Consider the following 12,944-nt stretch of genomic DNA (forward strand, 5'->3'; position numbering starts at 1 on the left):
AAAATGAAACAACTAAGACTACTCATCATTTTTCTGTTCGTTTTCTTGGTCGGTATTTTTACTCAAGCAACCTTCGCTTACGCCGGCGCTTCTTTATCCCTTTCTCCGGCCGAAGAGACGGTTAATCTTGAGGCTAATCTCACCCTTAATGTTCTTCTTAACACCGGCGGGGTTGAAACTGATGCAGCTGACGCTATCATTCTTTACGATGAAACTAAACTTTCGGCGACGAGTGCCACTCTTGGTTCACTTTATGAAAACAAAATTAGTCAGGACACTTCTCAATCAGGTAAAATTATTCTCCGAGCGACCAGTAGTGCTATTTCAGGCTTTAGTGGTTCGGGTACTCTAGCCACTCTTATCTTTGAAACGATCGACACCGGTACGGCCAATGTTTCTTTTCAAATAACAGCCGGGTCAACCACCGACTCTAATGTCAGTGCTGATGGTGAAGATATTCTCACCACTGCCACTAACGGCATTTACACCATTCAATCAACCGCGATTGGCGGCACAACGACCGCCAGTGCCACTCCGAGTGCCTCTCCCAGTAGTCTGCCGGTGAGTGGTTTATGGGAACCAACCGCTTTTGTTTTTGGCGCCGGTAGTTTGTTGATTATTTTGGCGCTTTCCTTTTTTGTCTTTCTCTGAAGATTACATATAGCCTAAAGCCCGAAGGTCTTCCATTAATTCCTCTTTATCTAAAGCCCGGCCGCTACGTTCTTCCAGGGCTTTCTTAGAAACAGGTTTAGTACAAGGCCAACAGCCAATGCTTCTAAAAATTAAATTACTGTGTTCCACCCGATCATAAAGCGGATTGTAGGCCACCTTGTTTTTCTTTAAGTAATTCCAGATTTCTTTTTCCGACCAATTAAGCATCGGGTGGACCCTCATATGGGGCGGGTTATCCCGCCAGGAAAAATAGCTTTCTTTACCCCGGACCCCATGTTCATCCCAACGAATGCCAACCAGAACAGCATCAAATTTATATTTTCTAATCGCCATGGCCAAAGCTTCGGTTTTCAGAGCATTGCAACAGGCAAAATGATCGGTTTTAAAAGGATTAATTCCCTTTTTTAGAGCCGCTTCATTCTTAAAACGAATAAAATCAAGTTTCCATTCCTTAGCATATTTTTCCATGTATTCATAGGTTTCTTTGAATTCATAATTAGTATCAATCAACATCACTGGAAAGGGGAATTTTTTTAGTCTGGCAAAAGCCTGACGAGCAACAGTCAACATCGTCGTGCTATCCTTGCCGCCTGCCCAAAGAATAACCGGGTTTTTAAACCGGGCTTTGGCTTCTTTGATAATAAACTCGCTTTGACTTTCTAAAGAATCTTGCATGAATCTCCTTAAATCTCTTTTAAAATAACTTCATATAAGTCCTTGTGTTCTTGAAATTTATTCTTGATTCCTCTAGTAATCAAAATTGCTTCCTGATGATGGTCGCCTTTTAATTTTTCGCCTTGTTCGTTTTCTTCTGGCAAGGTTTTGGTTCTAGCCTCGCCAAGGCCACAAAAACCATGATCCGAGATGACAATTAATTTTTCGGCTTTTTCATTTAAAATCCCAACAATCTTATCAATTTTCTGATACCAGGACAAAACCAAGGGTTCGCCCCAGTGAAAGTGCTGCATCCGGTCTAAAGCCGTAAAAACAACCAGGAAAACCGGTGGTTTTTTCTTTTCAATGATTGCCAATGATTTGAAGAAAACATTGTCCGTATCTTCAGCTAATTCATTTAAATCATAAGAAGCACCGTAACCCACCGGTTTATAATCACAATTAAAGTTAAAAGGCGGCATGACAAAAGGAATTTGAAGAGCCACCACTTTAACGCCTTTTTTGTTTAAAACATCCCAAACAAAATCAACTTTAATATCTTCTCTTGTTTGGAGCTGATCATTAACCACATATTTCTGATGACCATGTTCTTTTTGGGTTTTACCAGAAAACATGGTGCACCAAATGGGAGGCGAAAGAATTTCTTCCTTATCAGGGACAGTTAAGGTTCTGAATTGACCAATTTTCATTAAATGATCAAAAGCAGGCAATTGCTTCCGATTGGATTTGATAATCTTCCAGGTGGCGGCATCAATACCAATGACCATTAATTTTATTTTCTCTTTTGTTTCTTTTTTTTCTTTTTTCTTTGTCATTAAAGAATCTCCAAACAAAAACCTAAACCAACAACTTTTTCTTTAAGTTTTAAGCGAAAATTAGCTAAGAAAGGTAAACTATTCTGGGTTTCAATAAAAACAGGCTTCTTGGTAGTAATAATGACCTCACCGGCTTCATTATCCCCTAGTTCCCTACCCTTGACCGTGGCCCCGCTGGTGGTATCAATTTTTCGAATCACTTTTTGAACTACGGCCGGTGTTTCTTGAACATTTAAGTCAAGGTTGAATTTGAAGTTCTTTTTAAGATTCTTTTCTAAACCAAAAGTAATAATCTGGGCTTTGAATTTTTTGGCACTAACGGGCGGCTCTTTGGCAAAGGTAATCAGGTCGCCCCTTTTGACCAAGCCCTTTTTCAAACCTTTTAATTCTAGATAAAGATTGTCACCCGGCATCGCTTTTTTGATTGGTTGGTTATGAATAAAAAGCTTTTCGACTTCAAATCTTTTTTTCTTAGGAAAAACTAAAACTTCATCTTTTTCTTTTAAGACCCCGGAAAGCAAACGACCAATAATCACTGGTTTTCGATCAATCATGTAGATATCCTGAACTGGTAAACGCATCGGTAAATCACTAGGCACTTTTTTGGAGGATAATTTTTCAACCGCCTCTAAGATAAAAGGGCCTTTGAACCATTTCATCTTCTTACTCTTTTTAGCAATATTCTCGCCCTTTAAAGCCGAAGTGGGAATCATCGGAATTTCTTCAGGAAAGTAGCCAACTTTTTTTAACAAGGTAGTGACTTGCTTTTTAACTTTTTCAAAAGGAGCTTTTTGATAATCAACCAGATCCATTTTATTAATGGCAATAATTACCTGGGGTAAGCCAATCATTTTAGCCAGGAAAAGATGTTCTTCGGTTTGACGCTGAATACCCTCATCAACTGCCACTAAGAGAATAGCGGCATCTGATTCAGCGGCCCCAACCAGCATGTTCCTTAGAAAATCATGGTGACCAGGTGCGTCACCAAAAGTAATCGAAGTATCTTTGGTTTCTAATTTTTTATGACCTAAATCAATCGTAATCCCCCTAGCTCTTTCTTCTTTCATCTGGTCCATCAGATAAGCAAAATCAAATTTATCATGGCCAAAAGCTCGAGCATATTTCTTGACTCGCTTCATCACTTCTTTATCAATCTTGCCTAAATCATAAAAAAGCCGACCAAGGAGGGTTGACTTACCGTGATCTAGATGACCAATACAGACAATATGTTTTTCCGGTAAGGTCTTGCTGGCAATCTTGTAAATCTGGCTCATTCTAGATAACCTAGTTTTCTTAATTTATCTTTAATCTTTTCCGCTTCCTTAGGCGATAAATCGTCAATCGCTCGTTCCACTTTGCCTTTCCGATTCTGAATCTTAGCCACCGCCCGGCGAGTGTAATAAAGAATAAACTCAGTCACGGTTCGAAAACCAGTTTCGGGTACTAATTCTTCAATCTGCTCATATAATTCTTGGGGGAAACTAATGGTTTTGTATTGTTTTCTCATATTACCAGTAATTGATAGGTAATATCTTAAACATTCAAAGAATTCTTGTCAAGGAGATTATTCAAGATAGCCTAGATTCCTCAGTCTTCTTTTTACCTACTTCATCGCATCTTTGTTTTGGACGAAATTAACTTTAAATCCCATTTTTTACTCCATTTTTTCACAGAAGCCATCACTTTTTCAAAAACATGATCCTTGTTAATAAACACTATTTAAGGCAAAAGCAGATTATTTTTTGATAGACTTTTTTTGCCAATTAAAGATTAAATTGAAAAGTTAATGAAGGTTATTCGGGAAGCATATAAAAACTCCCTCCTGATAAAATTGCTCTGGATTAGACTGGGAGGCAAAGATAATACTTTAATTCTTTAGTTGACAAAAGTTTTAATTTTTTATTCATTTATTCTTTGGTTGAAATAAAAGCAACTGCTGGGACCATTATTTCCCTAACTATAGGAATTTTGGTTAAAAAATGAAGTCTAAGGTGCGTATCTTTTGTTGCTATTAGTTTGAAATTACTTAATCTAATCATCTCTTCCATTCTCCTAAAGGTAATTGGAAATAGACTCACTTCTTCAAAAGAGGAGGAATTATTATAATTTTTGTTCAACCTATATCTAAAGACCGACTGTTTTAAAAGTCTAGCTATCTTAAAAGGAAATATGTGGAATGGTCTTAGGGCATGTCCAGCATGGGGATTAAACCATGGGGGGATCAAAACGTAGCATATCCCCCCTGGTCTGGTTACTCGATACATCTCATTGACACTTACTTGCTGTTTCTCCAATGGAATATGTTCTAAAACCCCCCTGCATATTACTAAATCAAATTCGTTATCTTTAAAGGGTATTTTGTCAGCAAATCCAGTTATAGTTTTTGGCCAAACATATTCGCCTGGATGCGGATCTAAATTTATAGCTTCACATTGTCTTTTCGCATTCAACACTTTACAATACTCCCCCCTTGCGCCACCGACATCAAGAATTTTCTTTTTCCCGAGCGGCATAAATTCCTCGACTTCTGTCAATAATATTTGAGCAAAATATTCTCTCATCAACTTGGCATTTCTGTTGGAAACAAAAAACAATAATTTTCGATAATGGTTAAATAAATTTATTTTACGATCTTTCACAGTTTTACCTTATTAAATTATAACAAATATCTTTCCTTGACGAAAGAATAACTCTAATTTAAAATCAAAATTACTAATGAAAAGACAAAATAAAAAAATAATAGCCATCATTCCTGCCTTCAACGAAGAAAAAACCGTTACTAAAGTAGTTCGAGAAGTAAAAAAATATGTACCTGATATCTTGGTAATAGACGACTCTTCCCGAGACAGAACAGCTCAAAAGGCAAGAAAAGCTGGAGCCAAGGTAATTTCTCATATTTTAAACCAAGGGGTGGGAATCACTCAAAAAACAGGATATAATATTGCTTTCAAAAGAGACTACGATTACATTGTTCAATTGGATGCCGATGAACAACACAATCCTGAATATATTCCTGAACTGATAGATTTTGCCATCTCTGGTAACTATGACATGGTAATCGGCAGTCGTTTTTTGAATTCTAGCTATAAAAATCTTCCTCTTGGAAGGAAATTAGGAATTAAATTTTTTAGTGTTATAGCTAACGTCCTGGGAAGAACAAGGGTAACTGACATCACCTCGGGCTATCGGGTTTACAAGGTTAAAAGTTTAAAAAAATTGACCCCAATTACTGACAAAAACTGGGCTATTGAGCAAACAATAGAAGCGGGAATAAAGGGATTAAAAATCGGTGAATATTCTGTTAAAATGCCAATGAGGGAAACTGGAGAATCTCAATTTGTCAATTTAGGAACAGTCTTCCGCTATCCTTTTAGAATGTTAGAGGCGTCTTTAAGGGTAATGGTTTTTAGGAGATAAAATGACAACACTAACCATCGGAAGGATTTTAGGAATATTAATGGGAGGTTATTTTCTCTGCAAGACTTTTGTCTTAATTAGGAAAAAAAGAGAGACTCTCTTTGAATTTTTTCTTTGGTCTGGTTTAGGGCTCGCCTTAATTATTTTCTCTGCCTTCCCCGGTCTTACCAACCTGCTCTCTAGATTTCTCGGGACAACCAAAACCACGAATGCCATTTTTTTACTCGCCATTCTTACTTTGCTCTTCTTAAACTTTTTTATTTTTAAATTGGTGAGAAATCTCCACTATGATGTCTCTAAACTCAATGAGGAGCTAAGTGTTTTAAAATCACAACAAGATAAACAAAATAAAAAGGTTAGTCGCTCCGCTAGATCTAAAAAGCAGGACTAATAAAAAGTCCCAAGTTCCAGATGAAAAAAATTGTTTATTTTGGTTCGAGAGAATACACCAGCAAACCATTTGTCGACTTCCTAAACAAAAACGGTGTTCCAACTCAATTTGTCAAACTGCCCCAAAACAAAAAGAACGTTATCAACTGGTTCAAATTTATTCCAATATATGTAAAAGCGATTAGATACCTTAATGCCCCCTTAATTATTACCGATTCATTCCTCATTCCTACTTTAATTTTCGCCTTTTTCGATAAGTTTATAAAGGTTAAATATATAATCCGTATTAGGGGTGATCCTTATAGCGAAATAAAACAATCTAAACTGCTTCCAAATTTTGTTCTTAGTTTATTTCTTTCTTTCGTTATTAAAAACGCCCAGTGCTTAATAGCAATTGACCATTATATTGCTGATAAAATAAAAAGGCGTTTTTCAGGAGTAAAAACTTATGTTGTATATAATGGGATTGACCGAAAAATTTTACCTTCAGATAATGAAATTAAGAAAAAAGAGAAAGAATTAATTGAAGGTGTGGGAAAAAAATTAACTTCTGCGATCAAAATTGTCACAGTGATAAGCCTTAATGATGAGAGAAAACTTAAGGGACTTTTAAAAGCTAGGAGGCCTATAGAAAAAATTTTGAAAAAATACAATTGTGTATATTTGATAGTCGCCTATGGAGCATTTTTAAACCAAGCCAAAAAGAAATACAGAGATTTAGAAAAAGTTTATTTTTTTGAAAATCAGAGTAGAAATGAGGTTATGTCCATCTTATGCCTATCTGATATTTTTTATTATCCCACTTTGTTTGATTTGCATCCCAACACTCTCTTGGAGGCAGGGATTGCAGAGCTACCCGTCGTGACAAAAGCTACTGGTGGGATTCCGGAAATGATTCAGGACCGGAAAACAGGGCTGTTAGTTGACAATATTAGTCACCAATCCTACGATTATTTAGAGATATTAATTAAAGATCCTAAAAAAAGGAAGCAGCTGGGTAAAGAAAACAAAAAACTGATTTTGAGAAAATTTAATTGGGATAATTTATTTAAAAAATATATTAGACTACTTGATAAATACCTTATTAACAATGTTTTTTCAAAAACCCCATAACTCTTAATATGCAAAAAAACAATCGCTTAATTATTATAAGAAATGTATTTTTATTATTAACTGGATTGATTTACTTTATTCTTATACAATACAACAGTAGTTATAGTGAAGCTCTCTTTTTTTTCATCTTTATTTTTGCGATTGGTTACTGTGCCAATTCTCTTCTTGAAATAAATACTAATTGGATGTTGGGAAACTTGATTTTAGCAATAATCATGAGCTTGAATCTCTCTGGTTTGATTAGTATCTATTCGAGTATGTTAGGCCATTTTAAGTATTCTCATTACTGGGGGGCTGGAGTTTATTTAATTCTCTCATCGGCTCTTTTTTTTGTTAAAGGAGACAGGAAAAAGTGGAAAAATAAACAAAATTACCTATCCAAAATAAGGGGAGAAATTATTCGTGATTTGTCATACGCCCTAATTTGTTTAATAGCGTTTTTCATACTTTCGGCTAACATTTATTCAGAAAATAGATATCCTGCTTATGATCCGTGGACTGTCCATCCTGTTTCCCAAGAAATAATAAATGGGAATTTAAATTTTTTTGGCGAATTAAAGATTTGGGATCTTGATTTTTACAAAGGGTTCTATTTTACTCATGCATTCTATGCAAATAATTCCCCAATGCCTGTTCGTTACTGGGGCCTAATTTCTTTTTGCTTAATCTCTGGCTTATTTTATTTAATCTTTATAAATAATTATAATAATCTCTTAATTGGAATTTCAATTCTTTTTGCCTTGAGTAGTGGAAGAATTATATTTAGGTTTTCCATGCCCATTAGGGAAAACTTCGCTCTTGTCTTTTTGATTTTTTTTGTTTATTTATTGCATAAATTATTTAGAAAAAGAAGACAAAACATCTCAGCTTTATTGAAATTAATAATACCTCTAACATTATTGGGCTTTTCGCATTCCTTCGCATCTGTATTCGTTTCACTTTTTATAATACTAAACATTTTTGAAGAGTTGTTAACTTTTTTTTCACTTCAGAAAAAAGAGGCTCTTTATCGCTCTATGCTTCTAGTCGGATCTCTCCTAATTGCAACAATTCTCTCCTATAAAGGTTTAGTTCTAATTTTAATAAAACTAATTTTAGGAGAAAGCTTTGTTTAATTTAATTTCAGAAATAGTATGAAAATAAAACTATGTCGTCAATTAGGTTGCAGCGCATTAAAATTTATGTATGCAATCCTTTTTGTTTTTTCTTCAGGATTCATAACATACCATCAATTTATTATTTGGGAAAGGGGACTTAAGTATATAAATGCTAGTTTGTTTCTAATTTTTGTTATTAATATTTCGATAGTCATACTTTCTATCTTCATCATTAAATTTAAAAGTTTTTTATTTGAAAATAAAATTATTATTTCATTTGCATTATCTACCTTTTTGACTTATAGCGGATACATATATTTGATAAACAGGGGGATAAGAGACGCTGCCTCGTTTCGTGGGATAGTCTATATTATTATCTCAACTTGCTTAGTCATTGTTTTAGTTTGGCAAAAAGTTTTAGAAAAATTTCTCGTGCTCAAGAAAAAAACATACATTTTAATTGTTATGGCGATTTCCATTAACTTAATTCCACAGGCAATACAAACCGCGCAAAAGCTTCGTATAGGACGAGGAGTTGCTATTTCACAAGCTGATGTTGACCTAATAAAAGAATTTAAAAATCGCTACAACGAAGATATTTATTTTATTTACAAAAGTGAAAAAAGCCTTATTAATTGTGCAGTCAAATATTATTTAATCGAACAGAGAAAAATGTTTGAGGAAGAAAATTTTACCAGTAACGAATTAGAGGAATTCTTTTTATCAAAATATAAAGAAAGAAACAAAAAAACATATTTTCTTTATGGAACTGAATATGGATTAGATCAGAATGGAACTGAATATGGATTAGATCAGAGGGTCCAAGAGGACCATCAAGTATTGGAGGAAACTTGCAAAAAGCTTGAATCCCATAACTGCAATTGCTTATTTGAAAAATTAGACAATTTTGCTTTAATAACTATCGAAAATTGCATTGATTAATTTATGACGCTTTTTTCTAAGCGCCACGTTGCTAAATTTTTGTTCTGCCCTTTTTTGGGCTCTCTTTTCCATTTCGTGTATCTCTTTAGGATGAGAGATTGCGTATTTAATTTTTAAGGCAAGTGATCTGGAATCGCCTTTAGAAAAAATTAAACCCGTTTTTAAATCCTCAACAAGGTATTCCACTCCGTCAAAGTTAGAAGAAATTACTAGAGCTCCAATTGCCATTGCTTCAATAATCACATTTGGCATAAATTCTGAATAAGATGGAAGAACCAATACGTTTGACTTTCTTATAAGATCATAAACCTTTTCTTGTTCCTGATAGCCCCAAAACTTGATTTTTTTTAATTCTAATTTAGCAGCCATATTTTTAAGGTTATCCATCATTTCTCCATCCCCAATAATTTGACACTCCATCGAATAACCACGCTTTTGTAGGTAGGCAATAGATTCCAATAATATCTCTACTCCTTTTACTGGTTTCAGCCTGCCAACAAATATCAATTTAAAAGGCTCTTGATTTTTGGTTATTAACTTCTTTTTTGAATATTTATCAACGGCGGGACAAATATTTGGTAATACATATAATTTTTTTGAATATTTTGGGAACTTTTTTAACAAAAGCGGAGAGGCGGTTATGACAAAGTCAGAATTTTTAATAACAAAGTTTTCTAACCTTCTAAAAATTTTTAGCAAAAGAGCTGGAAATTTCTTCTGATAGGTATCACTTCCTCCCGCAACCTTTATCACGCTTTTTTTCTTAAATAGCTTGCTTAGGATTATAACTTCAATTCCGTAGATCTCGTGTCCCCAAGGGTTAGTAATAATCTTGATTTTTGGATATTTTTTTAATACCAGAAGGGCTTTGATGAAAGAAGAAATCAAATAAAATATCGAATTAAAATACTTTCCGAATTGACCCTCAAAAAAAAATTGTTTAACCGAATGAATCAGGAGAAGTCCTGAACATCTTTTGAACAGCCTGCTTACGTTATCTGGTAGAACCATATGTAACCTATCAAAATAGTCAGAAAAAGATTCTATATAAAGTCCTAATTTCCTTTTATGTAAATACTCTAAGCCGCTGTCTGCTTTAGTAGAGATTACTAGTACTTCACCCATAAACAAAAAAATTAATTTTTAATTAGATTATGAAAAAGGCTGATATAGATATCAGCTATATTAGCCCAACTGTATTTTTTTGCAGTCATTCTGGCTCTTTTTGCCATTTCTTCCCTTATCTCTGAGTGTCCCAATAATTTATCTATCAGTTGCGATAGCTGGCTTATATTCCCGTGTTCTACCACATAACCATTTTGACCATGCTTGATCATGAAGGACATTCCTACCTTATCGCTAACAATTGTGCTGGTTTCACTAGCCATTGCTTCAAGTGCAACTAGACCAAAAGACTCATATCTGCTAGGAAGAACAAACACATCCGTTCTTCTATAGGCGGATCTAAGCATTTTTTGATTAAATGGACCAGTAAAATATACTTTTTTTGAGAAATTATTTTCTGAAACCCAACTTTTTAGTTTTCTATCTTGGTCTTTAGGAGGGCCAATTATATAAAGTTTCCAGTTTTTAGTTTTAACTTTTTTTAAGGCCTTAAGTAGAAATAATAGATTTTTTACCTTTTTAGTACCACCAACGAAACTTATAACCTTTACACCCCGACAATCATACTTATCAGAAAAAAGCTTTTTAGTAATCTCGTCATTCAAGAAAATATTCCCCACACCATGGGGGATAATATCTATTTTTTTTGGAGAAATGTTGTAATGGCTTGAGATGCTTAACTTCATAGATAAAGAAATTGTCACTATTTTGTCGGCAGTTTTTAAAATAAATCGCTCAATTATCTCTTTCCAAAATGGGTGACCTTCTCCCATTTGTCTTTCCAGAAAAATTAAACCATGGACAGTAACCTGAATCTTCTTGCGTCTTAAAAGCCCTACTATGGAAGAAAATAATATTGCAGGACTAAATCCGTGTAGTGAAAAAATATCTGCGTCAGAGTGAAAAGCTTCAAAAACAAAAAGAATCTTTTTTAAATATTTATTATAATTTTTAAATTTTCTTGCAGGAATTGAAAGCTCTATTCCTTTATCCTCCCAGCTCTGTGTGAGGTTATAAATTACTCTCATCGGTCCTGTAAAAACTTGGTCTTTACTTTTGGGATATTGACCAATTATCATGACCTTCATTTTCTTGATTTTTGTATGATTATGCTGAATAAATTGTAATTCTTCCCTAACCAGTTATTGAGCACGGCTGAGATATAAGACTTTTCAGCCCTGTATTTTTCTACTTTTATCTTCAGCTTTCTTCCCTTTAGAAAAGCCGTGAGGCTCTTGTAAATACCCTCTTTAGCATGAAAATCTGCCATTGTGTAATCTATTTGTCTTATTTCTTTGACTAGAGGGAAAACTCTGATTTTATAAATTAACCTGCCCACTAAAGATATTATCCTTGTTAATAAAGAATCAGGGCTATTCTTCCCAAGGGGTTCGTGAGTTATATATATCACTCCCCCGTTTTTTAATTTATCTAGTGATTTTTCCAAGACAGTACGGTAATCAGGCAAATGGTGCAAAACAGAACTAAAAGAAATAATGTCATACTTTTCAAAAGTGTCTTTTAGGAAGCTTTCTATGTCTTGATTTATCATTTTTAAAAACTTATTTTTATCTGTCTTTTTTTTAAGCAGGGCTAACATTTTTTTTGATAAATCGAGGGCAGTAACATAACAGCCCTTTTTTAAGAATTTTAAAGTTAGATTGCCAGTTCCACAGCCAACATCAAGAACAGACGGTTGATTAACCGAGACACTTTTTAAAATCAAATCTATATCTTTAATAACTCTCTTTTGTTCATATTTATTGAAAATCTCGGAGTGAATGAAATCATAGATTTCGGCTTCTTTTTCGTGAACCTTAATATTCTCTTTTAAAATTTTCTCACGCAGGCCAATTTTTTCTTTCTGGGCTGATACAGCCAGAGAATAACCATATCTAGATAATTTTGAATTTATCCTTGGTTCTATCTGACCGGTAGTTCTAACAAGAAGTTCTTTACAAAAATTAGGCAAAAGATAAGTCCACTGTCCCGGTATAAAACAGATGCCTTTTTTCTGTTTAACTTCAAAACCACTTTTCTTGAGAACCGATACTACTTCGCCTTGCGTCTTCCAAACATCATAAGGATGTTTTTTTCCCACTTTTACTCCAAAAAAACCTAGTGATTTCCTAACAACTCCAAAAATATTCCTTGTTAAGCCATACATGCTTATTTTATTAGGGGTAGTAATAACAAACAGCCCATTCTTTTTTAAAACCCTTCTCATTTCTCTAATTGCCTTTCTCCAATCAGGCATATGTTCTATTGTCTCGCTGCAGGAAACTTTATTAAAAGTGTTAGCTTTAAATGGAAGTTTGGTTGCGTCACCAGCGATAAACTCGACATTCTTCAAATTTTCCTTCTTGGCTTTTGCTTTAGCTGCTTTTATCATCCCCTCTGAAATATCAATCCCCACACACTTAGCTCCTTTTATAGAAAAAAGCTCAATATCTCTAGCATTACCACAACCAACATCTAAAATCAGCTCACCTTTGGAAGGATTAAGTAACTCCATCACTACCTTTTGCCTCATTTCTTGTTCATATTTCAGAATAGGATCACTTCTAATTCGAGTGTCTCTGCCGACGCTCATCTTGTCAAAAAAGTTTTTTATTACTCTCTCTTTCATGGATGTCGTCTTTTTATTATAACAGGTTGCTTTTTTATTATGTCTCTTTTATCATAATTAAAGGTGTAG

Annotated in this window: 14 protein-coding genes; 6 read left to right on the forward strand and 8 right to left on the reverse strand. The window is 34.3% G+C overall.

Annotation, left to right across the window (positions count from 1 at the left end; genetic code table 11):
* Positions 1 to 3 precede the first annotated feature (3 nt).
* Complete coding sequence (locus tag VMY36_01280; GenBank protein HUV42517.1) at positions 4 to 651, forward strand: cohesin domain-containing protein; 648 nt, start codon at positions 4 to 6, stop codon at positions 649 to 651.
* 3 nt (positions 652 to 654) lie between these two features.
* On the opposite strand, the gene VMY36_01285 is transcribed toward VMY36_01280, so the two are convergent.
* The 5 genes from VMY36_01285 to VMY36_01305 form a co-directional block, all read right to left on the reverse strand.
* The gene (locus VMY36_01285) at positions 655 to 1,347 is read right to left on the reverse strand and encodes a phosphoadenosine phosphosulfate reductase family protein (protein ID HUV42518.1); all 693 of its coding nucleotides are present in this window, start codon (positions 1,345 to 1,347) and stop codon (positions 655 to 657) included.
* An 8-nt stretch (positions 1,348 to 1,355) separates the two neighbouring features.
* The gene (locus VMY36_01290) at positions 1,356 to 2,162 is read right to left on the reverse strand and encodes an alkaline phosphatase family protein (protein ID HUV42519.1); all 807 of its coding nucleotides are present in this window, start codon (positions 2,160 to 2,162) and stop codon (positions 1,356 to 1,358) included.
* Positions 2,162 to 3,436, reverse strand: a complete 1,275-nt coding sequence (locus VMY36_01295) for a GTP-binding protein (GenBank protein HUV42520.1) — start codon at positions 3,434 to 3,436, stop codon at positions 2,162 to 2,164. Before VMY36_01295 ends, VMY36_01290 begins: the two co-directional genes overlap by 1 nt.
* A complete protein-coding gene (locus VMY36_01300) occupies positions 3,433 to 3,669 on the reverse strand; it encodes a hypothetical protein (protein HUV42521.1) in 237 nt (78 codons plus the stop codon). Before VMY36_01300 ends, VMY36_01295 begins: the two co-directional genes overlap by 4 nt.
* 400 nt (positions 3,670 to 4,069) lie before the next feature.
* Positions 4,070 to 4,801 carry a class I SAM-dependent methyltransferase gene (locus tag VMY36_01305; protein HUV42522.1) on the reverse strand — a complete coding sequence of 244 codons (732 nt, stop codon included), beginning with the start codon at positions 4,799 to 4,801 and terminating at the stop codon, positions 4,070 to 4,072.
* A gap of 76 nt (positions 4,802 to 4,877) precedes the next feature.
* Between VMY36_01305 and VMY36_01310 the strand changes: the two genes are divergently transcribed.
* The 5 genes from VMY36_01310 to VMY36_01330 all read left to right on the forward strand — a co-directional run bounded on the left by VMY36_01310 (position 4,878) and on the right by VMY36_01330 (position 9,121).
* Positions 4,878 to 5,579 (forward strand): glycosyltransferase family 2 protein, encoded by a 702-nt coding sequence (locus VMY36_01310; protein HUV42523.1) that lies wholly within the window; start codon positions 4,878 to 4,880, stop codon positions 5,577 to 5,579.
* Between the two features lies 1 nt (position 5,580).
* Positions 5,581 to 5,970, forward strand: coding sequence for a DUF2304 domain-containing protein (locus tag VMY36_01315; GenBank protein HUV42524.1), 390 nt, complete (start codon positions 5,581 to 5,583; stop codon positions 5,968 to 5,970).
* Positions 5,971 to 5,990: 20 nt separating this feature from the next.
* Positions 5,991 to 7,082 (forward strand): glycosyltransferase family 4 protein, encoded by a 1,092-nt coding sequence (locus tag VMY36_01320; GenBank protein ID HUV42525.1) that lies wholly within the window; start codon positions 5,991 to 5,993, stop codon positions 7,080 to 7,082.
* 257 nt (positions 7,083 to 7,339) lie between these two features.
* Positions 7,340 to 8,197: a hypothetical protein gene (locus VMY36_01325; protein HUV42526.1), complete on the forward strand. Its 858-nt coding sequence runs from the start codon at positions 7,340 to 7,342 to the stop codon at positions 8,195 to 8,197.
* A gap of 18 nt (positions 8,198 to 8,215) precedes the next feature.
* Positions 8,216 to 9,121 carry a hypothetical protein gene (locus VMY36_01330; protein ID HUV42527.1) on the forward strand — a complete coding sequence of 302 codons (906 nt, stop codon included), beginning with the start codon at positions 8,216 to 8,218 and terminating at the stop codon, positions 9,119 to 9,121.
* Here VMY36_01330 and VMY36_01335 read toward each other — a convergent pair.
* Genes VMY36_01335 through VMY36_01345 form a run of 3 tightly spaced genes read right to left on the reverse strand, consistent with a single transcriptional unit; the run spans position 9,092 to position 12,875 of the window.
* Positions 9,092 to 10,246 (reverse strand): glycosyltransferase, encoded by a 1,155-nt coding sequence (locus VMY36_01335; protein HUV42528.1) that lies wholly within the window; start codon positions 10,244 to 10,246, stop codon positions 9,092 to 9,094. The genes VMY36_01330 and VMY36_01335 overlap by 30 nt on opposite strands.
* A gap of 11 nt (positions 10,247 to 10,257) precedes the next feature.
* Entirely contained in the window at positions 10,258 to 11,325 is a 1,068-nt protein-coding gene (locus tag VMY36_01340; GenBank protein HUV42529.1) for a glycosyltransferase family 4 protein, read from the reverse strand.
* Between the two features lie 5 nt (positions 11,326 to 11,330).
* Positions 11,331 to 12,875 carry a methyltransferase domain-containing protein gene (locus tag VMY36_01345; GenBank protein ID HUV42530.1) on the reverse strand — a complete coding sequence of 515 codons (1,545 nt, stop codon included), beginning with the start codon at positions 12,873 to 12,875 and terminating at the stop codon, positions 11,331 to 11,333.
* Positions 12,876 to 12,944: the final 69 nt, after the last annotated feature.

It is taken from the genome of Patescibacteria group bacterium (assembly GCA_035529375.1).
Classification (GTDB): domain Bacteria; phylum Patescibacteriota; class Microgenomatia; order PFEM01; family JAHIFH01; genus DATKWU01.

Bases quoted from the DNA above. Each gene is read 5' to 3' on its own strand.
- VMY36_01280 (HUV42517.1), top strand. From the start codon at position 4: ATGAAACAACTAAGACTACTCATCATTTTTCTGTTCGTTTTCTTGGTC.
- VMY36_01285 (HUV42518.1), bottom strand. From the start codon at position 1,347: ATGCAAGATTCTTTAGAAAGTCAAAGCGAGTTTATTATCAAAGAAGCC.
- VMY36_01290 (HUV42519.1), bottom strand. From the start codon at position 2,162: ATGACAAAGAAAAAAGAAAAAAAAGAAACAAAAGAGAAAATAAAATTA.
- VMY36_01295 (HUV42520.1), bottom strand. From the start codon at position 3,436: ATGAGCCAGATTTACAAGATTGCCAGCAAGACCTTACCGGAAAAACAT.
- VMY36_01300 (HUV42521.1), bottom strand. From the start codon at position 3,669: ATGAGAAAACAATACAAAACCATTAGTTTCCCCCAAGAATTATATGAG.
- VMY36_01310 (HUV42523.1), top strand. From the start codon at position 4,878: ATGAAAAGACAAAATAAAAAAATAATAGCCATCATTCCTGCCTTCAAC.
- VMY36_01315 (HUV42524.1), top strand. From the start codon at position 5,581: ATGACAACACTAACCATCGGAAGGATTTTAGGAATATTAATGGGAGGT.
- VMY36_01320 (HUV42525.1), top strand. From the start codon at position 5,991: ATGAAAAAAATTGTTTATTTTGGTTCGAGAGAATACACCAGCAAACCA.
- VMY36_01325 (HUV42526.1), top strand. From the start codon at position 7,340: ATGTTAGGCCATTTTAAGTATTCTCATTACTGGGGGGCTGGAGTTTAT.
- VMY36_01330 (HUV42527.1), top strand. From the start codon at position 8,216: ATGAAAATAAAACTATGTCGTCAATTAGGTTGCAGCGCATTAAAATTT.
- VMY36_01335 (HUV42528.1), bottom strand. From the start codon at position 10,246: ATGGGTGAAGTACTAGTAATCTCTACTAAAGCAGACAGCGGCTTAGAG.
- VMY36_01340 (HUV42529.1), bottom strand. From the start codon at position 11,325: ATGATAATTGGTCAATATCCCAAAAGTAAAGACCAAGTTTTTACAGGA.
- VMY36_01345 (HUV42530.1), bottom strand. From the start codon at position 12,875: ATGAAAGAGAGAGTAATAAAAAACTTTTTTGACAAGATGAGCGTCGGC.